This window comes from Sphingobacterium alkalisoli, assembly GCF_005049105.1.
GTDB lineage: Bacteria > Bacteroidota > Bacteroidia > Sphingobacteriales > Sphingobacteriaceae > Sphingobacterium > Sphingobacterium alkalisoli.
Genome location: NZ_SUKA01000002.1, coordinates 756828 through 781054, shown reverse-complemented (window position 1 = coordinate 781054; position 24227 = coordinate 756828). Strand labels below are relative to the sequence as shown.

At 37.0% G+C, this 24227-nt stretch carries 22 protein-coding genes and 1 tRNA gene; 11 read left to right on the top strand and 12 right to left on the bottom strand.

The features are described 5' to 3' along the window. The first annotated feature begins 405 nt into the window (after positions 1 to 405). Positions 406 to 1059, top strand: coding sequence for an ankyrin repeat domain-containing protein (locus FAZ19_RS08955; RefSeq protein WP_136820359.1), 654 nt, complete (start codon positions 406 to 408; stop codon positions 1057 to 1059). Here the strand turns inward: FAZ19_RS08955 and FAZ19_RS08950 are convergent. Further along, positions 1056 to 2333 carry a DUF2851 family protein gene (locus FAZ19_RS08950; RefSeq protein ID WP_136820358.1) on the bottom strand — a complete coding sequence of 426 codons (1278 nt, stop codon included), beginning with the start codon at positions 2331 to 2333 and terminating at the stop codon, positions 1056 to 1058. The genes FAZ19_RS08955 and FAZ19_RS08950 overlap by 4 nt on opposite strands. A 43-nt stretch (positions 2334 to 2376) precedes the next feature. Further along, positions 2377 to 3432, bottom strand: coding sequence for a bifunctional diaminohydroxyphosphoribosylaminopyrimidine deaminase/5-amino-6-(5-phosphoribosylamino)uracil reductase RibD (ribD, locus tag FAZ19_RS08945; RefSeq protein ID WP_136820357.1), 1056 nt, complete (start codon positions 3430 to 3432; stop codon positions 2377 to 2379). Positions 3433 to 3487: 55 nt separating this feature from the next. On the opposite strand from ribD, the gene prmC reads away from it, so the two are divergent. From prmC to FAZ19_RS08930, 3 genes are all read left to right on the top strand, one after another. After that, the gene (gene prmC / locus FAZ19_RS08940; protein ID WP_136820356.1) at positions 3488 to 4348 is read left to right on the top strand and encodes a peptide chain release factor N(5)-glutamine methyltransferase; all 861 of its coding nucleotides are present in this window, start codon (positions 3488 to 3490) and stop codon (positions 4346 to 4348) included. 160 nt (positions 4349 to 4508) lie between these two features. Then, positions 4509 to 4581, top strand: a tRNA-Lys gene (locus FAZ19_RS08935). A gap of 172 nt (positions 4582 to 4753) precedes the next feature. Continuing rightward, positions 4754 to 5446, top strand: coding sequence for a Crp/Fnr family transcriptional regulator (locus FAZ19_RS08930; RefSeq protein WP_136820355.1), 693 nt, complete (start codon positions 4754 to 4756; stop codon positions 5444 to 5446). 31 nt (positions 5447 to 5477) lie between these two features. On the opposite strand, the gene icd is transcribed toward FAZ19_RS08930, so the two are convergent. From icd to FAZ19_RS08915, 3 genes are all read right to left on the bottom strand, one after another. Further along, a complete protein-coding gene (icd, locus tag FAZ19_RS08925) occupies positions 5478 to 6740 on the bottom strand; it encodes an NADP-dependent isocitrate dehydrogenase (RefSeq protein WP_136820354.1) in 1263 nt (420 codons plus the stop codon). Between the two features lie 16 nt (positions 6741 to 6756). Next, positions 6757 to 8916, bottom strand: a complete 2160-nt coding sequence (locus tag FAZ19_RS08920; protein WP_136820353.1) for a cation:proton antiporter — start codon at positions 8914 to 8916, stop codon at positions 6757 to 6759. 104 nt (positions 8917 to 9020) lie between these two features. Further along, positions 9021 to 10238, bottom strand: coding sequence for an ABC transporter permease (locus FAZ19_RS08915; protein WP_136820352.1), 1218 nt, complete (start codon positions 10236 to 10238; stop codon positions 9021 to 9023). A gap of 97 nt (positions 10239 to 10335) precedes the next feature. Here FAZ19_RS08915 and fmt point away from each other — a divergent pair, with 97 nt between their 5' ends. Next, on the top strand, positions 10336 to 11256 hold the full coding sequence (gene fmt, locus FAZ19_RS08910) for a methionyl-tRNA formyltransferase (protein ID WP_136820351.1): 921 nt from the start codon (positions 10336 to 10338) through the stop codon (positions 11254 to 11256). A gap of 8 nt (positions 11257 to 11264) precedes the next feature. On the opposite strand, the gene FAZ19_RS08905 is transcribed toward fmt, so the two are convergent. Then, positions 11265 to 11468 (bottom strand): helix-turn-helix domain-containing protein, encoded by a 204-nt coding sequence (locus tag FAZ19_RS08905; RefSeq protein WP_136820350.1) that lies wholly within the window; start codon positions 11466 to 11468, stop codon positions 11265 to 11267. A gap of 301 nt (positions 11469 to 11769) precedes the next feature. Here FAZ19_RS08905 and FAZ19_RS08900 point away from each other — a divergent pair, with 301 nt between their 5' ends. Next, positions 11770 to 12630: a sigma-70 family RNA polymerase sigma factor gene (locus FAZ19_RS08900; RefSeq protein ID WP_021069785.1), complete on the top strand. Its 861-nt coding sequence runs from the start codon at positions 11770 to 11772 to the stop codon at positions 12628 to 12630. 154 nt (positions 12631 to 12784) lie between these two features. Here FAZ19_RS08900 and FAZ19_RS08895 read toward each other — a convergent pair whose 3' ends face one another. After that, positions 12785 to 13516: an SIMPL domain-containing protein gene (locus tag FAZ19_RS08895; protein ID WP_136820349.1), complete on the bottom strand. Its 732-nt coding sequence runs from the start codon at positions 13514 to 13516 to the stop codon at positions 12785 to 12787. 386 nt (positions 13517 to 13902) lie between these two features. On the opposite strand from FAZ19_RS08895, the gene FAZ19_RS08890 reads away from it, so the two are divergent. Continuing rightward, a complete protein-coding gene (locus tag FAZ19_RS08890; protein ID WP_136820348.1) occupies positions 13903 to 16092 on the top strand; it encodes a glutamine synthetase III family protein in 2190 nt (729 codons plus the stop codon). 51 nt (positions 16093 to 16143) lie between these two features. On the opposite strand, the gene FAZ19_RS08885 is transcribed toward FAZ19_RS08890, so the two are convergent. The 5 genes from FAZ19_RS08885 to holA all read right to left on the bottom strand — a co-directional run bounded on the left by FAZ19_RS08885 (position 16144) and on the right by holA (position 20700). Further along, on the bottom strand, positions 16144 to 16443 hold the full coding sequence (locus tag FAZ19_RS08885; protein ID WP_136820347.1) for a septum formation initiator family protein: 300 nt from the start codon (positions 16441 to 16443) through the stop codon (positions 16144 to 16146). A 175-nt stretch (positions 16444 to 16618) separates the two neighbouring features. Continuing rightward, positions 16619 to 17917: a phosphopyruvate hydratase gene (gene eno / locus FAZ19_RS08880; protein ID WP_136820346.1), complete on the bottom strand. Its 1299-nt coding sequence runs from the start codon at positions 17915 to 17917 to the stop codon at positions 16619 to 16621. Between the two features lie 248 nt (positions 17918 to 18165). Next, entirely contained in the window at positions 18166 to 19266 is a 1101-nt protein-coding gene (gene carA / locus FAZ19_RS08875) for a glutamine-hydrolyzing carbamoyl-phosphate synthase small subunit (protein ID WP_136820345.1), read from the bottom strand. A 214-nt stretch (positions 19267 to 19480) separates the two neighbouring features. Beyond that, the gene (locus FAZ19_RS08870) at positions 19481 to 19678 is read right to left on the bottom strand and encodes a YwbE family protein (RefSeq protein ID WP_136820344.1); all 198 of its coding nucleotides are present in this window, start codon (positions 19676 to 19678) and stop codon (positions 19481 to 19483) included. An 11-nt stretch (positions 19679 to 19689) separates the two neighbouring features. Beyond that, on the bottom strand, positions 19690 to 20700 hold the full coding sequence (holA, locus tag FAZ19_RS08865) for a DNA polymerase III subunit delta (RefSeq protein WP_136820343.1): 1011 nt from the start codon (positions 20698 to 20700) through the stop codon (positions 19690 to 19692). 96 nt (positions 20701 to 20796) lie between these two features. On the opposite strand from holA, the gene FAZ19_RS08860 reads away from it, so the two are divergent. The 4 genes from FAZ19_RS08860 to FAZ19_RS08845 all read left to right on the top strand — a co-directional run bounded on the left by FAZ19_RS08860 (position 20797) and on the right by FAZ19_RS08845 (position 24161). Beyond that, a complete protein-coding gene (locus FAZ19_RS08860) occupies positions 20797 to 21252 on the top strand; it encodes a type I restriction enzyme HsdR N-terminal domain-containing protein (protein WP_136820342.1) in 456 nt (151 codons plus the stop codon). A 75-nt stretch (positions 21253 to 21327) separates the two neighbouring features. Next, entirely contained in the window at positions 21328 to 22026 is a 699-nt protein-coding gene (gene clpP, locus FAZ19_RS08855) for an ATP-dependent Clp endopeptidase proteolytic subunit ClpP (RefSeq protein ID WP_136820341.1), read from the top strand. Between the two features lie 6 nt (positions 22027 to 22032). After that, a complete protein-coding gene (clpX, locus tag FAZ19_RS08850; protein ID WP_136820340.1) occupies positions 22033 to 23280 on the top strand; it encodes an ATP-dependent Clp protease ATP-binding subunit ClpX in 1248 nt (415 codons plus the stop codon). Between the two features lie 65 nt (positions 23281 to 23345). Next, entirely contained in the window at positions 23346 to 24161 is an 816-nt protein-coding gene (locus FAZ19_RS08845) for an AMP nucleosidase (protein WP_136820339.1), read from the top strand. Positions 24162 to 24227 lie beyond the last annotated feature (66 nt).

Genomic DNA, 24227 nt, shown 5'->3' with positions numbered 1-24227 from the left:
ATAAAAAAACCTTAAGGATTGGGGGCAACAGCGGTAAACCAAAAAGAGTAAATAGCTTGATGACTGTAAGCGGAGAGAAATACTTGTGAAAAAGAAGGGCCGAATAAGAAATATTCGACCCTACATCTACCTATGAAAAACATGCCCTTGGGGAGGGCTCTACAAAAGTACGTAACCTTTCGTTATTTGCAATACTTTATCGGTTCTTGAAGCACTAAGATTAAAAATTTGTAGTTTAAATACTACATAAAAACTTTTTTTTACATTTTAAAAACAAAAAAGTATATCGGAGAAAGATTTCGTAAAAACCAGTATTATTAATCCACAAAAGAAATTTTACTCACAATTAGTGTCGAATCCATATTTTTTTCTTTATTTCGGTGCTGAGAAATAGGAAATTCAAAAATGAGCTTAACAGTACTTGAGGAATATATTGAAACCGGTAACTTTCAAGATTTAGATTTATTACTTAGTAAACACCCTTACTTGGTTAAAGAAAATACAAGCCATGATATTTCACCTCTTTTATTGGCCTGTTATTACCATAAATCCCAAATCGTACAGACAATTTTAAAATACATTACATCAATAACCATACATGAAGCATGTGCCGCGGGGTTAGCACAACACGTGCAGATGATGGTTGAGCAAAAACCGGAAGTAATTAACGAAATTTCAGGCCACGGGTTTACCCCTATTGGCATAGCCTCGCATTTTGGCAAAGAAGATATTGTAAGAATTTTGCTGGCCCATCACGCGGATCCAAATATACCTTCGCAAAACGGCTATAACGTATATCCGCTCCATGCTTCGTTAGGCATCAATAACGATATAATAAGTAAAATGCTTATTGAAGCAGGAGCTGAAGTAAATGTAGTGCAGGCAGCGCGTATTACCCCTTTACATTTAGCGGCTCAGCATGGTAATATCGAACTAATTATTTTACTATTGGAACAAGGCGCAAATATATCAATCGCAACAGACTTAGGAGCAACAGCGGCAGATTTGGCCGCAGATAAAGGTTTTCAGGAAATAGCAGAGATTTTGAAGGTAAATTAGTGTTTTAAAAGCGATACACCGATTGCACATTGTAAACATTTTTTACCATCACAATAATTTTTCTTCAGATGCAATAAGGCTTGCGAATCGGCAGCCGTACTCGCTTTCAAGCTCATTTTTTTAAACCTTGCAATGACAGAATTGCTTTCCGTCCCTATTTCCTCCAGCCATTGCATAGCTTTATCCATATATTTTTCCACACTATAAAACTTACCATATGCAAACACAATAGGCACAAAGCAATTAATAAAAAGGTGAGATATAAAATCCTTAGACCACGCAAGGGAATGAACTTTCGTCTGCTTCTCAAACCTATAATGATCTTTCCAATAACTATTGAGGTTGAACGATTGAATCGTAGTAGAAATAGTTTCCCTATCTTCCTTCAAAATAAACTCAAACCAATAAGACTTGTTACTCAATAACGTGGTTAGCTGTGCAATACGATAAGTAGGAAAATTGTAGGGTCTCATACGTAAAAACTTCCACTCTTCTACCCTCATTGGCTCTATTTTGTGTAGCTTCCTTAAGTATTCAAATTCTGATCGTAATACTTTGGAATGATCGTCCTTCATGTCCCGATTCAAAAAACCTGCTGTTCCAAACAGCAAACTGCTCATTTTTACGCTATCGTTTTGGTACTTTTGGAATAAAGCTAAATCCAGAGTGAGCATCAACTTTTCAAAAGCGTTCGAGTTTACTTGCATACCGAATGCTCTTCCCAGTATAACGCCCAACACCCGCTCCCAATCCTGTTTGTATTCCTGAACCATCTTGAAAATATATTCGTATTTGGCCTCTAAGCGCTCAATGGTAAGTCGACTTAACCACGGATAAACAACAACGTCATCCACTAGATGAATTTGGTTTTCGCAGGGTATCCACTTCAGACTTTGGACAAGCGACTGATATTTCAACAATCTTTCCTCTTCTACATAAGATTGTAAACATAAGGTCGGAATTTTAGTACTATCTGATCGTCGTACCGAAAAGTCATTATTCCATACCACATGTAATACTGTATTATTGTATGCTGGATCAGATGCGTGACCATGTTTTCTCCAGTCTTTAGCATTAATATGAATCTCTATGTGGCCATAAAACAGTGTATCACCTATTCGAACACACGCGAATTCAAAGTCCGGGCCCGCATTAACATTATATAGTCCTATCTCTAATATACGTAACGGGTCTCCATCAGAAGTTTCTAAATTCAGGTGGCTATATAAGCGAAAACGCCAGATGAAGTGGAGTAATTCTTCTGGAAATGACATAATATAAATCTACCGCTTTAATAGGTTATTTTAAAATAAATTATTAAAGAATTGGATGATAGATCAATAACTGATCATTGGAAACGTTTAGTTTTCCATCCAAAATGCCATCTATTTTTGGGGATACCAGTCCTGCCCCCCACGTTTCTTCAGAAACAAATATTCTTGCTTCGTCCCATAAGCCCGCATTAATAAACATTTGCAGCGTTTTAGCTCCCCCTTCAATAAGGATGGACTGCACATCCATCAGGTACAACTGATATAAAACACTTTGAGGCAGATACAGATCGAAGTTTTCGATTTCAATATATTTAAGATTTAGATTCCACTCCGATTTAATGGTGTTAAAAACAATGGTTTCTGTAGATTGATCCAAAAGGTGATAGTCGGAGGGAACATCAAGATCCCTATCGAGCAAAATACGTTTTGGAGACTTCCCTTTCCAATAGCGATTTGTTAAACTCGGATTATCAATCAAAGCCGTATTTCGCCCCACTAAGATCGCATCTTCTTCACTCCGCCACTTATGCACCAACTGTTTGCTTGCTGCGTTGGTTATCCAACGCTGAGCAGTATCCGCCGGGGCAAAATATCCATCTTCAGTTTCCGCCCACTTCAAAACTACATAAGGTCTATTATTATTTATTTGAGTAAAAAATCTCCGATTTATAAATTGACATTCCTTTTCCAAAATTCCTTTAACAACCGTTATTCCAGCTGACTCAAGTTTCTCAACTCCCAAACCATTTACTTTCGAAAAGGGATCCAAGCAACCTATAACAACTTTTGGAAAACCATAAGCTATCAGCATATCGGCGCAGGGGGGCGTTTTTCCAAAATGCGCACAGGGTTCCAAACTTACGTAAATGGTGCTGTTGGTTAATAGACGACGCGCTTTTTCTATTCCATATGTTGTAATCGCAGACTGTACAGCATTGACCTCCGCATGAGGACCGCCATATGGCGAAGTGTACCCTTCTCCGATTATAGTGTCATCATAAACAATGACTGCACCGACCATTGGATTCGGGGCTACTGTTCCAATTCCTAAAACAGCAAGATCCAAACATCTTTGCATATAACGTTCATGCTTATCCATAAAACAAACTTAGTGAATTAGGTCTAAATAATGTATAATATTGTAAGTTTGTACGATGAACACATGGCGTGATATAGAACGAGCTTTTTTAGACGAATTATCCAATCTTTATGATTCAGCAGAAATTAATGCGATTTTCTATATTGCTATCGAACATATCGGACATCTAAAAAAAGGAAACTATCTTATCGAAAAAAACAACAGTATTACTCCCGACCAGCAGCAACAATTGATTGAAATGCTCGATCAGTTAAAGAAAGGTCGGCCCATACAGCATCTCACCAATACAGCACATTTTTATGGAATTGAGTTTAATGTCGATAAACATACATTAATTCCCAGACCCGAGACAGAAGAACTGGTCGATTTGATCGTGAAAACACACAGAACACAGCGAAATTTACATCTAATAGATATAGGAACAGGCACCGGATGTATCCCTATAAGTGTCGCCAAGCATTTAAAAGATGCGCAGATTTGGGCTATCGATATTTCTTCAGAAGCTCTTGAAATTGCAAAAAAAAACGCAGAAAAGCACGCTGTAACCATTCAATTTATCCTTGCAGATATTTTAGAATGGGAGTTTTTGTTTACCAACGACGAACGATTTGACATTATCGTCAGTAACCCTCCTTACATCACACCGGCAGAAAAGAAAGATATGCATCAAAATGTACTCGCATTTGAACCACAGCTCGCATTATTTGTAGAAAGTAGCGCCCCTCTAATTTTTTATGATTACATTTCTGACTTTGCATTAAAGCACCTTGAAAAAACAGGCACCCTCTATTTCGAGATCAATCAGTATTTAAGTAACGAAACGGCATCCCTACTTTGCAAAAAGGGATTTACACAAGTACAGATTTTAAAAGATATCAATGGTGTAGATCGCATGATAAGCGCAAAAAAGCTGTAATTGTTTATTAAGAAGAATAAAATAGATTATTTTTTAAACTGAAAAACAAACACTTAATACTTTTTAAATAAAATAAAAACCATTTAATTTGGTCTATATTGAAGATTTTTCTACATTTGCATCACTTCGAACATCGAAGGATAATTCGGAAACGAATTACGATTCCGTAGCTCAGCTGGTAGAGCAATACACTTTTAATGTATGGGTCCTGGGTTCGAATCCCAGCGGGATCACAACATAAGCTCATCGAAAGATTGGGCTTTTTTTGTATCTAAAGAAATGATAACAAAGGCTTTAATGGGTTCAGCAAATTCGAAATATCAAATTTCCAATTGTAATCGTTAACAAGTCCTTCTATCATATGTACAGAATCCAATTAAATCTCTGAAATAGAGTTTAAACGTTATGAAAAAAAGCAAAAAAAACTGTGATTTAAAAAGCTGCTTTATGTGCCGCTTAGCGATTGATGATTGGAAACATTCTATTGACCTAAATCGTAAAAACCTTCTATTCAAGAAAGGAGAACAGATCATCCACGAGGGAGATCCAGTTAATGGAATTTATTTTGTGTACAACGGAAAGGTGAAGGTTCACAAAAAATGGGGTGAAAAAGAAATTATCATACGCTTCGCCTGTAATGGAGACATTATTGGACATCGCGGTTTAGGTAGCCAAAATTCTATTTTCCCGATATCTGCGACTGCCTTAGAGACAACCACTGTGTGTTTTATCGAACTTGATTTTTTCTTATCGACCTTAAAGGTAAATACAGAATTAACTTATCAGTTGATGTTATTTTTTGCAGACGAACTTAAAAGTTCAGAATCCAAAATGTTAAATCTAGCCCATATGCTGGTCAAAGAGAGAATTATATTAGCTATACTCAATTTAGAAGAGCAATTTGGAATCAACGAAGCGGGATTTATTGATGTTAATCTGAGCAGACAGAACTTGGCAGATTTCGCCGGGACAACTTATGAAACTGTTTTTAGAACATTAAATGACCTATCGGCAAAGAATCTTATTCTTACAGAGGGACGTTCTATACGCATTAAGGAGCATGGAGAGCTCAAGAAACTAGTCGAAAGCTCTCTTTAAAAATGTTAGCACATGTATTTCTATGATTAATCTAAAATTTTTCGATTATTTTGTCTGCGAATTCACTCGTTTTCATTAAAAGAGCATCGTCCATAAGATTATAAAAATCTACCGTAACAGTCTTATTTTTAATAGTTTGAGACAATGCTTTCACGATAATATCAGCCGCCTCTTGCCAGCCCATATATTCCAACATCATCACTCCGCTCAGAATTACCGAGGAAGGATTCATGGTATTGGTATTCGCAAATCTGGGTGCCGTTCCGTGAGTAGCCTCGAAAATAGCATGTCCTGTTTTATAATTTATATTGGCTCCCGGGGCAATTCCGATTCCCCCTACCATAGCAGCCAAAGCATCAGAAATATAATCTCCATTCAAATTCAAAGTGGCTATTACCGAAAAATCTTTCGGGGCTAGTAGAATCTGTTGTAGAAAATTATCCGCGATCATATCTTTGACAATGATCCTACCCTGTTCTTCCGCTTCTTTTTGTGCTGCATTAGCGGCTTCCTGCCCTTTTTCAGCCCTTACTCTCTCCCACTGGCCCCAAGTATAGGTCACATCTCCATATTCCGTCTCCGCCACCTCAAAACTCCATTTTTTGAATGCACCCTCTGTATACTTCATTATATTTCCTTTATGAACAACGGTAACCGAAGGCAAACCATGTGCAATTGCATACTCTATTGCGGATCGCATCAATCGTTTAGACCCCTCTTCCGAGACCAGTTTAATTCCGATTCCGGTTGTATCTGTGAAATTGTACACAACATGAGCTTCTTGTTTCAGAAATCGCTGAAGTTTTTGTGCTTCATCTGTACCAGCAGCAAATTCAATACCTGCATAGATATCCTCCGTATTTTCCCTAAAAACCACCATATTCACATTTTGAGGATTCTTTATCGGAGACGGAACGCCTTCATACCACTTAGTAGGTCGCAGGCACACATACAGATCCAGCTCCTTCCGCAGCGCTACATTCAGTGATCTTATCCCCTCACCGATAGGGGTTGTAAGAGGTCCTTTAATCCCCACTAAATATGTCCGAAAAACATCCAAAGTTTCTTTAGGGAGCCAACTGCCTGTCTCATTAAAAGCTTTTTCACCAGCCAACACCTCTTTCCAGGTAATACTTCGCTGCCCTCCATATCCTTTATTAACCGCTGCATCAAAAACTCTTACCGCCGCACGCCAGATATCAGGTCCTATTCCATCGCCGATGATGAAGGGGATAATTGTATGATTCGGAACGGATAATTGTCCATCTGAACCCATTATGATTTTTTCGCTCATAAGTAAAATTATAAAGTTATGATTTATCTCTACCAAACATGTTGCCAATTTCTCGGCTTATTTTTCTAAATATTGGTGCGGTCTGTATATCTTCATACTCACCAATATGTAGGTTTTCATGCCTACTGGGAAATACCAAAATTAAATTCTGATGTTGATAATAGCGCCCTACCCGTTTTGCCAAACCATCCAAAGAATCCCTGTAAGACACATCGCCACTTCTAGATGACACAAATATCAAAAGCGAATCTGAATTGGAGAAAGTTGCCAGCCCGTAAAGATCATCCCACTCTTCATAATTTTCAAACGTGTAAAGCACATTGCTATTGAGCTTATCCAACATACTTTCCACTGCATTCTGCGTTCGATTATTACATACATAAGAAATTGGGAGGGATAGTTCCTGTGATAATTTCAACATTTTCTCCATCCAAAATTCAAACCCCATTTCGGATTCCGCCATGGGAGGTACAAAAATGGTAATCAATTTATTTAAAATAAAAGGTTTATCCAGACGGCACATGAACAAATTCGTATCTGTTCTATTGAGTATACTTTCCGTCTTTTCTCCTACTATTTTCTCAACAAAACTGGTTGCGCTCGGCCATCCCATAATAAGACAGTCAGCAAAAACCTCTCTTGATACGTTACTAATCCCACCAGCAATATTATAATTTATTTCAGTTATTAGCTCAACCTCGGTCTCCGCACCCGAAGCATATTTCACCATCTTATCCAGATTCTCCCGAGCCGTAGCTTTATTCCTTTCTCCGTGCTCTTCATTCGTTACCACACTTAGAATATTCAATGGATGAGGAGATTTCTTAGATTTAATCAATGTTGCAAAGTCTAATATGGGTTCCATCTTATCTAAATTGGCAATAGGAATTAAAATCCGTTCATCGTTCTCTTGAACCTGTTCAAAATGCTGCTCATCCTGATATCCTTCCAGAACCACTTTTTTAGATGCATTCTCTGTAACTAGCGAGGCAATTATACAGGTAAAAAGTATTAGCACGATGGTGCCATTCAATACGTTTTCATCTATTAAACCACTATTATAACCTACCATTATAATGGCCAAAGTAGCTGCCGCATGCGCATTGCTTAATCCAAATATTAAATTCCGCTGACTTTTGGAATATTTAAATACAAATTGAGTCGCCGTTGCGGCTAAAAACTTTCCAAAAACGGCTACCAAAGTCAATGTACAGGCTACTATGAGCGCAGTCGGTCCTTTTGTCAAAACACTTACATCGACAATCATCCCTACCGAGATAAGAAAGAAAGGAATAAATATAGCGTTTCCGATAAATTCAATTCGGTTCATCAAAGCCGAAGAATGAGGAATCAGTTTGTTAAGCGCCAGTCCTGCTACGAAAGCACCAATAATATGTTCTAGGCCAGCAATTTCCGCCAAAAATGCAGCAAAGAAAACGACTGCCAAAACAAATATATAGTGTGCTGTTTTCTCTCCTTCTATTCGCGAGAAAAACCACTTGGCGAGCCGAGGAATTAACCCGAACATGATGAAGAGAAATATAGCAAAAGACACGCCTAGAGTAATCCAGAACTCAGAACCAATATTACCTTGGTTTACGCCCTTAATAACAGCTAATATAATCAGAACAGCTGTATCAGTCAGTATTGTACCGCCAATAGTAATGGCCACAGCCTCATTTTTAGATATTCCATAACTGGTTACGATGGGGTAAGTGACCAAAGTATGCGTTGCAAACATACTGGCTATCAAAATACTCGGCAACAAACTATAATCTAATAAGTAGTAACAAACAGGAAACCCAATAGATATCGGAATAATAAATGTCAAAAAACCAAACAATGCACTTTTATTTTTCGTTTTTTGAAATTCGTTCATATCCAGTTCCAGACCTGCTATAAACATAATATACAACAGGCCAATAGTCGAAAACAAATCTATTGCATCAACACCAGTCTTATTAGCCGTCTGTTGATCTATTTTTGACAACCAATTCAAACCATGAGGCCCTAGAATAACACCAAATAAAATAAATCCAATAATACCCGGCACTTTAATAGGACGAAGAATAATTGGCGAGAGTAATATTATAAATAGAACTAGGGCAAAAACTAATACAGGATTAGTAAGTGGTATTCTAAATGCTTCACTTAGGTGATCTAAAAAGTTATTCATAAAAACTGTTATTTTAGTATGCTAAGAACCCATTATTCTAAAAACGCAGGAATATACAAAAAAATAAGCTTTTCAGTAGAACATGAAACGCAAAGCGACGTATATTATTTAAATTGAATGGTCTTGATAGGTGAAATCCGTGATATCAACATCGAAGGGATGTATAAGGTAACCAGCGCTATAAAAACTATCGCTAGATTTAAAAGGACCACATCGTACCAAGTTATTGACATGGGAACGTATTCAATATAATAAATAGACGGATCGAGTTTAAAAAATCTGGTATTTGTTTGAAAAAAATACAAACCTATTGTAATGATATTCCCAAGAACTAATCCACACCCGATGAGATAAATGGAATTGTATAGAAATATCTTTCGGATTTGCCGATTCGCCATACCTAAAGATTTCAAAATCCCTATCATGGAAGTACGCTCTAATATTGATATCAGTAAAGCAGAAATCATATTTATTACCGCCACAATCACCATCAGCACAAAAATAATATCATCATTCATATCCAACATCTTTAACCAATTAAAGACGTCCGGAAATTGTTCGATAATATTTGTTGCTTTTAAAGTCACGGGTAGTTCTTCGTCAACCGCTGCTGTAGTTTGTTGTATGTCATCAAAATTTTCAACCCGCACTTCATAAGCGCCCGCATCGGCCTCACCCAGATTGTTAAGCCTTCTTATTAAGTCCAAAGAGCCTATCACATACATTTTATCCAGTTCGGCTGAATTGGTTTGGAAAACACCTTTAACAAACATTTTCCGCTTACGAATAGGTTTCTGGACAAAATACATGATAAAGTCGTCACCGACTTTTAGATTCAACCTATCAGACAGTAGTTTGGAGATTAATATTTCTGTATCCGAATCTCGGTCTACGAAATTCAATGTATCACCGGCCACTAACGTTCTAGCTAAAAAGGACTGGTCGTAATTCTTGTCCACCCCTTTTAGCAATACTCCTTCCACTTCGCCATCGACATTCATAACCCCCGCTTTTGTCGCGAAAGGTACCACATCAACTACATTGGAAAGCCGTAGAATTCTATCCAAATCTCCAGAGGAAAGTGAAATAGGAGAGTTTTCATACGAGTCATTAAGATCATTTTTAGAAATGATCACATCGCTAAAAAAACCCCTTTGCTTCGCCGTTACCTCATCTTTAAATCCTCGCAAAATAGCTACAGAAAGTATAATAGCAATTACAGCCAACGCTAGTGCACCAATAGTCACCCTCACGATCAGTTTCGAAAAAGTTCGATGCCCTTTGAATACTATTCGTCTTGCAAGAAAAAATGGAAAATTCAAGCTTAAATTTAATTTGTAACTTCGCAAAGTTAATAAAATTTACCACTTAATAAGTGTAATTGTAAATCACAATAGAATAACACTAATTTTTAGATAAATGAGAATAATTTTTATGGGTACCCCTGATTTTGCCGTAGCTTCTTTAAGAGCACTACTTGATTCAGGCGAAGATATAGTTGCAGTTGTGACTACTCCAGATAAACCCGCAGGCAGAGGCCAAAAAATACATCAATCGGCAGTAAAAATATTCGCCGAAGCCAACAACCTCCCCATATTGCAACCCGAAAAATTAAAAAGCACTGAGTTCATCGATATGCTAAGAGCTTTTAGAGCTGACTTACAAGTCGTAGTTGCCTTCCGGATGTTGCCTGAAGTTGTGTGGAATATGCCACGGCTGGGAACGATAAACGTACATGCTTCTTTACTTCCTCAATACCGTGGTGCCGCTCCAATTAACCATGCCATCATCAATGGGGAAAAAGAATCTGGAGTAACTACATTTCTCCTCCAACATGAAATCGATACCGGAAATATTTTATTATCAGAGCGTGTGGCCATTGATGAAAAGGACAATGCAGGTTTACTACACGACAAATTAATGAGAGTAGGTGCTGGTATTTTGATAAAAACTATCGAGAAATTGAAATCGAACACTCTCCGGCCTATACCCCAGAAAGACATTGCCGAAAGCCGATTGAAACACGCTCCTAAAATATTCAAGGAAGATTGCCTTATCAACTGGAATAGCGACATTCAAACCATCTACAATAAAATAAGGGGTTTGAGTCCCTACCCCACTGCGTTTACTTATCTAGACAAAAAAGTATTAAAAATTTACGAAGCAGAAAAAGAAGAAATAAGCCATGAATTCCAACCCGGTACATATGAAACAGATGGGAAATTATATTTGAAGTTTTACGCAAACAATGGTTCATTATCTGTTAAACATTTACAGATAGAAGGAAAGAAAAAGATGTCAATAGAGGAATTCTTACGCGGTTATCATTTTGAAAACTAATCCTTCTATCAATCTTCATATACAATAATGTCGCCCGGTTGGCAATCCAATGCTTTACAGATAGCGTTCAATGTACTTAAACGAATCGCTTTCGATTTTTGATTTTTTAGAATAGAAAGATTTGACAAGGTGATACCAACCCTGCTGCTAAGCTCATTTAAAGACATCTTTCTCTTAGCCATTACTTCATCCAAACGTATTTTGATGCTCATAATTTTTAACGTAACATAAATTTACTCTAATTTAGCAATATTTGCTGGTATTTAAAAACAATTCTTGATCTAAAAGGTTTTCAGAGATATAAATATTATTGAACGGGAAAATCCCAGTAAAAATAATACAATAAAAACGATATAAATTTTAGAATATGGAACAGTTTTTGATATCAATTATATATCCCGACAACATTCATAACAACCTCTAAATGAGTTAATAAATTACACATTCTTTACAAAAGAATGGATATATTTTAGTATTTTTGCAAACATTTCAAGAAGGAAGTAATATAAATTAATGAGACAGCTCAAAATTACCCAATCGATCACTAATCGTGAATCACAATCTTTAGACAAATACTTACATGAAATCGGTAAGGTAGATTTAATTACAGCCGAGGAAGAAGTTATCCTAGCTCAACGGATTCGCGAGGGAGATCAAGTGGCATTAGAGAAGTTAACCAAAACCAACTTACGTTTCGTAGTATCAGTTGCCAAACAGTATCAAAATCAAGGTCTTACTTTAGGAGATTTAATCAACGAAGGAAATTTGGGTCTTATCAAAGCAGCTAAACGTTTCGATGAAACCAAAGGTTTCAAGTTTATCTCTTATGCAGTTTGGTGGATTCGTCAATCTATTTTGCAAGCTATTGCTGAACAATCACGCATCGTACGCTTACCCTTAAATCAAGTAGGTTCTTTAAGTAAAATCAGCAAAGCTTTCTCCAAATTAGAGCAGGAATACGAACGTGAGCCCTCTCCAGAAGAATTAGCCGACATTCTAGAGACAACAGTTGATAAAGTTTCGGATACCCTGAGTAATTCCGGTAGACACGTATCAATGGACGCGCCATTTGTGCAAGGTGAGGAAAATACATTATTAGATGTATTAGAAAACTCCGATCCCGACACAGACAGTTCGTTAATTGATGAGTCATTATCCGAAGAAATAAAACGATCTTTATCAACGTTGACTGAAAGAGAAAGAGAGATCATCGTGTTATTCTTTGGACTTGGATCCAACCACCCGCTATCACTTGAAGAAATTGGCGAGAAATTTAGTTTAACGAGAGAACGGGTACGTCAGATTAAAGACAAAGCCCTACAACGACTACGCCACACTTCACGTAGCAAAATTTTAAAATCTTATTTAGGTTAATTTACTTTGACCACATAAAGGAAAAGCGCTAGACAACATCTAGCGCTTTATTTTTTTTCTGAAGTCCTCTATTCAACACCTGCCAAGAACCGTCATTACGATTTGTGCTATCCTACTAATCGCGAAAATTTTTAGCGCACTGAACTTTACTGTATTATTGTCCATAACTCGCCTTCACGGTAATATTAGCTGTTTTCAATCTTGATGTCGTATTGAATACACCACCATACGAATATTCTTCATTATCATTCTGACCTGTAATCTGGAATATTCCTAAATCCGCCTTAATTAACCCGCCTAGGCGACTTCCAGATTCCTTAGCAATATTTTCAGCCCTGAGTTTCGCATTTTGAGATGCTTCAGCAATAAGCGCTAATTTCAGATCCTCCAATTTAGAGTAATAATAATTTGGCGAGTTAGAACTTAACTCTAGCCCCTCCGATATTAAAGTAGAAATTTCACGAGATACATTATCCACTTTGTTCAGGTCTTTAGACTCCACACTAACCGTTTGGGTAAGGCTATAGCCAGTAAACGTATTATAGCTATGACCGCTACCATCCGTTTGATACGTAAAATCCCTATTAATATTCACGGCATTAAATAAAATCTCTTCTTCTTTAATTCCCTGACGCACTAAAAAATCTTTCACGAGGTTCCGGTCTTGTCTTAGCTGTTCGGAAGCATGGCTTAAATCCATGGATTTGCGGCTGTATGTAGCAGACCATTTCACAATGTCCGATTCAAAATCCTTTTTTGCATTCCCCGTTACATTGATCGTATTATTTACTTTATACTTATACTTATAAGCATTTGCAAGTACACAAGCAAAGATAATAAAGGCTATTGCCGCGATAACACTAATTGTTACACCGATGTATTTCATATGTATATAATTATTCTTAAATCAGTTGTATTCTATACGAATATAACGAATTTTACTTACATACAATTGTTCTAGAAAAGGTTAATTCTTAGAGCATATTAAAAAGGAAAAGCTATAACAAGATTGACATCAACAAGCCCGCCTACACAAAAAAAAGTATAGACGGGGAACTAAACGCTAAAAAACAAGTAAATCAAAAATTAAAAACACAAATTAATCACCATTGGAGATAAAAAATAGGATATTTTTCAATTTTTACACTCTATTTTCATTAAAATTTTAAAAAAGTGTTTAATTTATTAAAAAAAGTATCTATTTTTGAAATGAAATTTGAAGGGATATCAAATTCGAAACAAATACATAACACATTATAAATATATAATTAAATGTCTAACCTTAGATTTGAATCTGTAAAAGCTGCTTCTTCACGACAAATCAACCCTGAAGAAAAAGTAGAGACAAAAAAAGCAACTACAATTTTCGGAAAAAATGTATTCACCATTGCTAAAATGAAAGATTACCTTCCTAAAACTACTTACAGAGAGTTAACGAGAGCAATAGGAGAAGGAGAGCAAATTACGCGCGAAATTGCAGAACATATTTCGCAAGCCATGAAAGCATGGGCGCTAAATAATGGTGTATCACACTACACACACTGGTTTCAACCATTAACAGGCTCTACGGCCGAAAAACATGATGCCTTCTTTGAACCAGATGAAAACGGTGAAGCCATCGAAAAGTTTACAGCCGATGCACTTGTACAACAGGAACCAGATGCATCTTCATTCCCGAATGGGGGTATTCGTAATACCTTTGAAGCAAGAGGATATACCGCATGGGATCCTTCCTCTCCAGCTTTCATTTACGAAACCGGTGCGGGCAAAACACTTTGTATCCCAACTGTGTTTGTATCTTATACAGGAGAGTCATTAGACTATAAAGCACCTCTACTTAAAGCGATTAATGCAGTAGATAAAGCTGCTACAGATGTTGCCCAATATTTTGATAGATCCGTTACAAAAGTAACAGCTTCTCTTGGTATTGAACAAGAATATTTTTTAGTTGACTTATCATTATATAATGCACGCCCTGATCTACAATTGACTGGACGCACATTATTTGGACACATGTCTGCTAAAGGACAACAATTAGAAGATCATTATTTCGGCGCTATACCTGAGCGTGTATTAGCATTTATGGTCGATCTGGAGAACGAAGCCTTAAAATTAGGCATTCCATTAAAAACCCGTCACAACGAAGTTGCACCTTCTCAATTTGAATGTGCTCCAATGTACGAGGAAATCAATCTTGCAATTGACCACAATCAATTATTGATGAACTTAATGGAGCAGGTAGCTATCCGCCACAATTTCAAAGTATTATTACATGAGAAGCCATATAGCGGTGTCAATGGATCTGGGAAGCACAACAACTGGTCATTGATCACCAATACGGGCGTAAATTTGCTATCTCCAGGAAAAACTCCGAAGAATAACCTGATGTTCTTAACCTTTTTCGTCAATACGATCAAAGCTGTTTACGAGCACGCCGACCTATTACGCGCCTCTATCGCCAGTCATTCCAATGACCATCGTCTAGGTGCTAATGAAGCGCCCCCTGCTATTATTTCGATTTTCTTAGGTTCGCAATTGGATGAATTATTGGAAGAAGTAGAATCAGCACGCGTAGCGAAGAAAGTAAAAGCAGAAGCTAACTTATGGCATGGTATTCCGAAAATTCCTGAATTAAAATTGGACAATACAGATCGTAACCGTACCTCACCATTTGCATTTACAGGTAATAAATTTGAATTCCGTGCAGTTGGTTCATCGGCTAACTCCGCATTGCCAATGACTATCTTAAATGCTATCGTAGCCACTCAATTGATCGAATTCAAAATTGAAGTTGATAAACAGATCAAGAAAGGTACGAAGAAAGATTTAGCACTATTAAATGTAATTCGCAAATACATTAAGGACTCTAAAGCGATTCGATTCGAAGGAAATGGTTACAGTGAGGAGTGGGAGAAAGAAGCGGAAGCTCGAGGGTTATCCAACATAAAATCAACACCTAAAGCTTTGGATGTTTACGTATCCGAAGAGTCGCTAGAACTATTTGAAAAACTAGGCATCTATACAAAGCGTGAGTCAGAAGCGCGTCATGAGATTTTGTTAGAAAATTTCTACAAAAAACTACAGATTGAGGCACGTGTTATTGGCGAAGTGGTAAATAGTCAAATTGCTCCGGCTTGTTTCACATACCAAAACGAACTGATTACGAATGTAAAAGGACTCAAAGACCTAGGCTTAAACAAAGAATCCTACAGTTCACAGATCAATTTGGTCGAACGTATTTCCAAACATGCTAATACAATATTAGAGAAAGCAGAAGAAATGCGTCAGGAACGCAAGAAAGCAAACAGTATCGAAGATCTTCGCGAACGATCAATAGCATACGATGAAATCGTAAAACCATACTTTGATGAAATTCGTTATCACGTTAACAAATTGGAGAAAATTGTAGATGACTCAAAATGGCCTTTGCCAAAATTACGTGAATTATTATTTGTTCACTAAGAATCAATCACTCCAAAAAAAGAGTCCATTTAAAAAATGGACTCTTTTTTTTTAGTTTTTTGAAACAACTTCCCTAAGCACATACACATCCTCGTTGTCCTTTTTCATTTTATATTTTTCTCGGGCTATACGTTGAATTTCGCTGGGATTAAATTGTACGTCATTAATAGATTTTTCAATCTGGACGATTTCCGAGACATAAAATTCTTTTTCCTTTTCCAATTTGGACTTTTCTTGATAATAATTGTATTGTGTAGCAAAATCATAGCGATCAAAGAAACACATCCATATTATGAAGGCAATAACTGCCAATAAAAACTTATTCTTAATTAAGTTGAGAAAACGTTCCATAATGTAAAGATATAAAACTATACACGCAATTTCTACTTAAACATATAATTTATCCTCGCATCAGGTATACTTTGTACAACTGCGGGATAAAAAACTATCAGGGAGAAGGCAACAGCTCATAGAAAAAGGGATGCAGCCAGTACATCCCTCTTATATAAACGTGGGTTGAATTTAATTATTTATTCGGGGCATATTTAAAATCCTTACCGATAAACTTGGCATTGGCGCCCAGTTCTTCTTCAATACGCAACAATTGATTATATTTTGCAATCCTATCGGAACGGGAAATTGAACCTGTTTTAATCTGTCCGCAGTTCAATGCAACAGCCAAATCAGCAATAGTTGTATCTTCGGTTTCTCCTGAACGATGAGACATTACAGATGTATATCCCGAATTTTGAGCTAAGGAAACTGCATTGATAGTCTCCGTCAAAGAGCCTATTTGGTTTACTTTAACCAAAATTGAATTTGCAGTATCATTATCAATTCCTTCTTGAAGACGTTTTGTGTTCGTTACAAATAAATCGTCTCCTACCAACTGCACGCGATCTCCGATTTTTTCGGTAAGTACTTTCCAACCGTTCCAGTCATCTTCACCCATACCATCTTCAATAGAAATAATTGGATACTTCGCTGATAATTCAGCAAGATAAGAAGCCTGTTCCTCACTAGAACGGATGGCCCCTTTATCACCCTCAAATTTTGTGTAATCGTATTTACCATTAACATAAAATTCAGAGGCAGCACAATCCAACGCCAAACAAATATCTTGACCTGGCGTATATCCAGCACTTTTAATCGCAGTTAAAACAGTTTCGATTGCATCTTCTGTACCTTCAAATGTAGGGGCAAAACCACCCTCATCCCCTACTGCGGTAGACAAGTTTCTGTCATGTAATATTTTTTTCAATGCATGAAATACTTCCGCTCCCCAACGCAAAGCCTCAGAGAATGAAGGTGCACCAACTGGCATAATCATAAACTCCTGAAACGCAATAGGGGCATCCGAATGAGAGCCGCCATTGATAATATTCATCATTGGCAGAGGTAATGTATTTGCATTTACACCGCCGATATAACGATATAACGGCTGGTGACTTTCTTGAGCAGCAGCTTTCGCTACGGCCAAAGAAACACCCAAAATAGCATTTGCTCCTAATATACCTTTATTTTCAGATCCATCTAGATCGATCATGATTCTATCAATTGCATTTTGTTCAAAAACATCAACACCTTCCAAAGCTTTTGCAATCTTGGTATTTACATTTTCCACAGCGTTAAGGACACCTTTTCCTAAATATTTCGTCTTGTCGCCGTCACGTAATTCTACCGCTTCGTGGGCACCAGTAGAAGCTCCAGAAGGAACCGCAGCACGTCCAACAAAACCGTTTTGGGTAGTCACATCTACTTCAATAGTAGGATTTCCGCGCGAATCCAAAATCTGACGCGCATGTACATCAATTATTAAGCTCATTTTTTTATTTATGGTCTATTAAATCAACACTAACTTAGTGTATCAACGACACTAAGTTAACAAAAAATATCATTATTCCAAAAATAGCAAATATTATTAAATTATTAACTAATCCTACGTAGTTTTTAAACGTTATTTTCGTTGTCTATTAGACGGAAGAAATTTGCTCTTCTGAAAGATCTGAAATTGGAAAAATAAAAAAACCGAGTGTACAACTCGGTTTCTGTATATTAGATTTTATGTGTATACTAGTTTTTTATCATCGACACGAAATCGTCAAATAAATAACGAGAATCATGAGGCCCTGGAGACGACTCTGGATGATATTGTACGGAGAATGCTCTCTTCCCTTTCACACGGATACCTTCGATCGAATCATCATTTAAATTAATATGTGTAACTTCCACTGCGTCCGAGTTTTCAATATCTTCCCTTACCACACCAAAGCCGTGATTCTGCGAAGTAATCTCACAACGGTTGGCAATGATATTCTTTACCGGATGATTAATACCACGATGGCCATTAAACATTTTTTCTGTTCGGATATCGTTTGCTAACGCTAAGATTTGATGCCCTAAGCATATCCCGAACATGGGTTTGTCAGCACGCAGAATCTCTTTTACTGTGCCAATTGCATAATCCATAGCAGACGGATCACCGGGACCATTCGATATGAAATAACCGTCTGCACCCCATGCTTCCATTTCTTCAAAAGAAGTTTTTGCAGGAAAAACTTTTGCATACACCTGTCTAGCATCAAAATTTCGTAGAATATTTTTCTTAATCCCAAGATCCAGAACAGCTATACGAGTAGGCGCATCCTCTTCACCGTAGAAATAAGGCTCTTGAGTAGACACATGCGAGGAAAGTTCCAATCCAGCCATTGAAGGTACTTTTGCCAGTTCCGACTTCAAGGAATCCGAATCTAAATTTTCAGAAGAAATGATTGCATTCATCGCCCCTTTATCACGAATATGACGAACTAACGAACGCGTATCTATATCAGAGATACCCACCAGGTTCTCTTCTTCAAAATACGTTTGTATGGATTCATCAGCCATCTTCCTGCTGTAATTAATATTATAATTTTTACAGACCAATCCAGCTATCTGGATCTTTCTAGATTCCGTATCATCTTCGTCGATCCCGTAATTACCAATATGTGCATTGGTCGTCACCATGATTTGTCCATAATAAGAAGGATCTGTAAAAATCTCTTGGTAACCTGTAGTACCAGTGTTAAAACAAATCTCACCTGTAGTGGTACCTATTTTTCCGGCAGCTTTGCCGTGAAACACAGTACCATCCTCGAGGACTAAAATTGCCGGTAATTTACTATAGTTGGTCATCTTTATATTATTATAATATTCTACTATCTTCCTTTAATTCGCTAAAATTTTAGATACAAAAAAAGCCCAAACGGGCTATCAGTATCAACAAATGATTTTTCGGATGTCGATTTAGACATATTTTCAGTCGAGATCAAATAATAAACATCAATTTTCACGGGAGACAAAAGTAAGAATAAATAGTCAAAATTCAAAAAAATAAAAGAATAAACCACTATTCTTCGACAACTTCAACTACCCGACCAATTTGCCCGTCTTCTAACCTTACTTTAATTCCTCTATGATGAAAGGGTGCAGACGTTAACAAATCTTTTACAATACCTTCCGTTAGCGTACCGGTGCGCTGATCTTTTTTCAGCACGATATTTACTACCATACCAGGCTTTATGTTTGCTCTTGTTTTTCCATCCATAGCAATATAAATTAATTTAGAATTTTAAACACCATTTCCCGCATTAAATCACCGGTTGTCGTATTTGGTCCTATTTGCAATCCCTTTGATTTAAGATCATATTCCCGAAGGGTACTTATTACATCAAAGGTTTTTCGCTTACTAAAATTACGTGCTGCCAAATCGTACTCTTTGGTGAAAAATGGATGAACCCCCAAAGCTTTTGCAACCGTCTGTGACGACTTGTCTTGTAAGTAATGATATTTTAAAATTTTGGTAAAATACCCTGTTAGCGAACCCATCACTACTACAAATGGATTAGATTTCGGATTTGCCGCGAAATAATCAACAATTTGAATAGCTTTTAAGACATCCCGTTTACCCAATGCTGCATTGAGTTCAAAAACATTAAAATCTTTACTGATGCCAATATTCCTTTCAATATCAGCAGACGAAATCTCGATATCTTTGGGCACATTGAGCATAAGTTTCTCCAACTCATTCCCTATTTTAGACAAATCGGTACCGAGATATTCGGCCATCAAAGCTGCAGCTTGCGGATGGATTCTCCATCCCTCCGTCTGCAATTGATCAACAATCCAAGGAGCAACTTTATCATCATATAGCTTATTCGATTCCAGTACGGTCCCATTTTTATCAATAGCCTTATAAAGTTTAGTACGTTTGTCAAACTTACCATATTTATAAGCGATGACCAATATCGTAGATGGTGTGGGGTTTTCAACGTATTTCATAAACAGCTCATCATCAGACTTCCACTTAAGGGACTGTGCTTCCTTAATGATAATCAATTGATATTCGCTCATCATCGGATAGCGCCTTGAAGCATTTACGATCGTCGAGAGATCAGTATCTTTGCCATACAATATAGTTTGATCAAATCCCTTTTGAGCATCATTCAATACCGATTTTTCTAATATATCGCTAATCAAATCGATGTAATAGGATTCCTCACCATGCAGCAAGTACACCGGTTTATATTTCCTATTCTTAATATCGTTTAGCGTAGTATTGATACTCATGGAAAGGCGAAATTACTGATTTATGTGCAATTATCGCACATTTCTTTTTGAATCCCAAATGATTTATACTTTGCTTAAATTTAGTAACTTTGTAAAATGTTTAAGCCGATCCCATTAAATCTGCCCGCTTATCCCCTTAAGTTAACTCGAAATCAAGAGAAGGTTTTAGTTTTTGATGTACTCAGAAAGAAAAATCTTATTTTAACACCAGAGGAATGGGTAAGACAGCATTGGATTCATTATTTGCATCAGCATAAAAAGTATCCTAAGGCATTGATGAAAATAGAAGGCGGGCTTCAGCTAAACAGTTTGCAAAAAAGAAGTGATTTATTAATATATAACAGAAAAGGTAATATGGTTCTCTTAGCAGAATTTAAAGCGCCCCATGTTAAAATTACGCAAAATACATTTCACCAAATTGCAAACTACAACAGTATTCACAAAATTCCGTTATTACTAGTAAGCAATGGATTAGAACACTATTATTGCAAAATAGATTTTGAAAAGGAAACTTTTGAATTCATAGAGGAATTGCCAAATTACATTGAATAGACAATTATAGTTGAGTTATTCACAAAATAACATTTATATTAGTCATTAAATTGATAAAAAGAAAAAAATAGTAAAATGAGTATAGATAAAAATGAATTTAGGAAATATGCAATTAAGCATCATAGAATAGGAAGTCAGCATGTTGATGGTTTCATTTCTCGTTTAGAGACAAATATGCCTTCTAATTTGACTCCTTACATTGTCGAAGAAAGACAGCTAAACGTAGCACAAATGGACGTATTTTCACGTTTAATGATGGACAGGATTATATTTTTAGGAGATGGCGTAAACGATCAGGTCGCTAATATTATTCAAGCGCAATTGTTATTCTTACAATCCACCGATGCACAACGTGATATTCAAATCTACATAAATTCTCCGGGAGGAAGTGTATACGCAGGATTGGGTATATATGATACGATGCAATATATTTCTCCGGATGTAGCAACGATCTGTACAGGGATGGCCGCATCTATGGGAGCTGTGTTATTGGTTGCGGGGGCAAAAGGAAAACGCGCCGCATTAAAACATTCGCGTGTGATGATCCACCAACCCTCAGGCGGCGCCCAAGGAGTAGCTTCAGATATGGAGATTAACCTACGCGAGATGTTGAAATTGAAGGAAGAACTATATACCATTATTGCGGAGCACTCTGGTCAATCCTATGAGTGGGTAGAAAAATCGTCAGATCGTGATTATTGGATGAAAGCTAATGAAGCAAAAGAATTTGGCATGATCGATGAAGTATTGTCCCATAAAAAAGAAAGTAAGTAAATTAAAATGAGTAAAAATAACAGAGATATACAATGCTCCTTTTGTGGTATTAACAAGAATGAAGCGCAAATGCTCATTGCTGGGGATGGAGCACATATCTGTGATCGATGTGTGACACAAGCGAATGAAATTTTGGCTGAGGAGCTAAATCAGCGCAAAAACAAATCTTTACAGTCTACGCTGAAACTCATACGCCCTCTAGAAATCAAACAACATTTAGACCAATACGTGATCGGTCAAGATGACGCAAAGAAAGTTATTTCAGTAGCTGTATACAATCACTATAAACGGCTAAATCAAAAAGTAACTTCCGACGAGATTGAAATCGAAAAATCAAATTTAATTGTTGTTGGTGAAACAGGAACCGGTAAAACATTATTAGCAAAAACAGTAGCAAAGATATTAAACGTACCTTTCTCTATTGTAGATGCCACAGTACTAACAGAAGCTGGATATGTAGGGGAAGATGTAGAGAGTATTTTGACTCGCCTCCTTCAATCTGCAGACTATGATGTAACGGCTGCAGAACGAGGTATTATCTACATCGATGAGATCGACAAGATCGCCCGCAAAAGTGATAATCCTTCTATTACCCGAGATGTTTCAGGTGAAGGTGTACAACAGGCGTTGCTAAAGATACTGGAAGGAACAAATGTTAATGTACCTCCCCAAGGCGGTCGTAAGCATCCCGACCAGAAAATGATTTCTGTCAATACCAGCAATATCCTGTTCATTTGTGGCGGTGCATTTGATGGTATTCAAAAGAAAATTTCTAATCGTTTAAGAACTCAAACTGTTGGGTATAAAATGAAAGAAGAAGATGAAATTATAGATTTAAACAATCTTTACAAATACATCACTCCTCAAGATTTGAAAAGCTTCGGTTTAATACCTGAATTAATTGGTCGTCTCCCCGTACTTACCTATCTTAATCCGTTGGATAAAGAAACCATGTTAAGTATCCTTACTCAACCTAAGAATGCGTTAATTAAACAATATATTAAGTTATTTGAATACGAGGATGTGGAGTTAAAATTTGATAATGACGTGTTCGAATTTATTGTCGATAAAGCATGGGAATTCAAATTAGGAGCCCGCGGTCTTCGGAGTATTTGCGAAGCAATCATGTTGGATGATATGTTTGAAATACCCACCTCGAAAGATGAAAATGAGGATAGAACACTGCACATTACGCTCGATTATGCGAAGCAGAAATTTGCAAAATCAGACATAAAAAAATTGCTAGTCGCTTAAAAAAGTCCCTCACAATTTGAGGGACTTTTTTGTTATTACAGTTAACCTTTTTATTTTTAAGATGTATGGCAAAGAAAAAACTAGTTGACACCCCTATTACCCCAGGATTAAAATCAAAAAAAGAGATTGTCGACAACTGGTTACCTCGATATACCGGAAGACCACTTGATGAATTTGGAGATTATATATTATTGACAAATTTTTCGAAGTATGTAAAAATGTTTTCAACGATGAACGATGATTCCCCCATTTATGGCGAGGATAAAGCCATGCAGTCCTGTTCGTCTGGAGGCATCACTATTATCAATTTTGGCATGGGGAGTCCGATGGCTGCTACAGTAATGGATCTTCTGTCAGCTATTAATCCAAAAGCAGTTCTTTTCTTAGGTAAAACAGGTGGATTAAAGAAAAAAATAGCCGTAGGCGAGCTTATACTTCCAATTGCGGCAATTCGAGGCGAGGGAACATCCACTGATTATTTTCCAGCAGAAGTACCATCTCTTCCGGCATTTGCTTTACAAAAGGCCATCTCCACCACCATACGCGATCATTCGAGAGATTATTGGACAGGTACAGTTTATACCACTAATAGACGTGTCTGGGAGCACGACAAAACATTTAAAAAATACTTAAAATCCATTCGTGCTATGGCTGTAGATATGGAGACTGCTACCATATTTAGTGTAGGGTTTGCCAATAAAATACCGACCGGTGCATTGCTGCTTGTTTCTGATCAGCCCATGATTCCAGAAGGTGTAAAAACTGTAGAGAGTGATGTAACCGTTACAGCGAAGTACGTGGAGACACATTTAACTATTGGAATTAATGCATTAAAACAATTAATTAACAATGGTTTAACGGTAAAACACCTGAAATTTTAAAATACAACATTCAATCTATCCAAATAAAACTTCTGTCGAAATACTTGCATCTCTTAATTTCAACAC

Coding starts and splice junctions, on each gene's coding strand:
- FAZ19_RS08955 (WP_136820359.1), top strand. CDS start 406: ATGAGCTTAACAGTACTTGAGGAATATATTGAAACCGGTAACTTTCAA.
- FAZ19_RS08950 (WP_136820358.1), bottom strand. CDS start 2,333: ATGTCATTTCCAGAAGAATTACTCCACTTCATCTGGCGTTTTCGCTTA.
- ribD (WP_136820357.1), bottom strand. CDS start 3,432: ATGGATAAGCATGAACGTTATATGCAAAGATGTTTGGATCTTGCTGTT.
- prmC (WP_136820356.1), top strand. CDS start 3,488: ATGAACACATGGCGTGATATAGAACGAGCTTTTTTAGACGAATTATCC.
- FAZ19_RS08930 (WP_136820355.1), top strand. CDS start 4,754: ATGAAAAAAAGCAAAAAAAACTGTGATTTAAAAAGCTGCTTTATGTGC.
- icd (WP_136820354.1), bottom strand. CDS start 6,740: ATGAGCGAAAAAATCATAATGGGTTCAGATGGACAATTATCCGTTCCG.
- FAZ19_RS08920 (WP_136820353.1), bottom strand. CDS start 8,916: ATGAATAACTTTTTAGATCACCTAAGTGAAGCATTTAGAATACCACTT.
- fmt (WP_136820351.1), top strand. CDS start 10,336: ATGAGAATAATTTTTATGGGTACCCCTGATTTTGCCGTAGCTTCTTTA.
- FAZ19_RS08905 (WP_136820350.1), bottom strand. CDS start 11,468: ATGAGCATCAAAATACGTTTGGATGAAGTAATGGCTAAGAGAAAGATG.
- FAZ19_RS08900 (WP_021069785.1), top strand. CDS start 11,770: ATGAGACAGCTCAAAATTACCCAATCGATCACTAATCGTGAATCACAA.
- FAZ19_RS08895 (WP_136820349.1), bottom strand. CDS start 13,516: ATGAAATACATCGGTGTAACAATTAGTGTTATCGCGGCAATAGCCTTT.
- FAZ19_RS08890 (WP_136820348.1), top strand. CDS start 13,903: ATGTCTAACCTTAGATTTGAATCTGTAAAAGCTGCTTCTTCACGACAA.
- FAZ19_RS08885 (WP_136820347.1), bottom strand. CDS start 16,443: ATGGAACGTTTTCTCAACTTAATTAAGAATAAGTTTTTATTGGCAGTT.
- eno (WP_136820346.1), bottom strand. CDS start 17,917: ATGAGCTTAATAATTGATGTACATGCGCGTCAGATTTTGGATTCGCGC.
- carA (WP_136820345.1), bottom strand. CDS start 19,266: ATGACCAACTATAGTAAATTACCGGCAATTTTAGTCCTCGAGGATGGT.
- FAZ19_RS08870 (WP_136820344.1), bottom strand. CDS start 19,678: ATGGATGGAAAAACAAGAGCAAACATAAAGCCTGGTATGGTAGTAAAT.
- holA (WP_136820343.1), bottom strand. CDS start 20,700: ATGAGTATCAATACTACGCTAAACGATATTAAGAATAGGAAATATAAA.
- FAZ19_RS08860 (WP_136820342.1), top strand. CDS start 20,797: ATGTTTAAGCCGATCCCATTAAATCTGCCCGCTTATCCCCTTAAGTTA.
- clpP (WP_136820341.1), top strand. CDS start 21,328: ATGAGTATAGATAAAAATGAATTTAGGAAATATGCAATTAAGCATCAT.
- clpX (WP_136820340.1), top strand. CDS start 22,033: ATGAGTAAAAATAACAGAGATATACAATGCTCCTTTTGTGGTATTAAC.
- FAZ19_RS08845 (WP_136820339.1), top strand. CDS start 23,346: ATGGCAAAGAAAAAACTAGTTGACACCCCTATTACCCCAGGATTAAAA.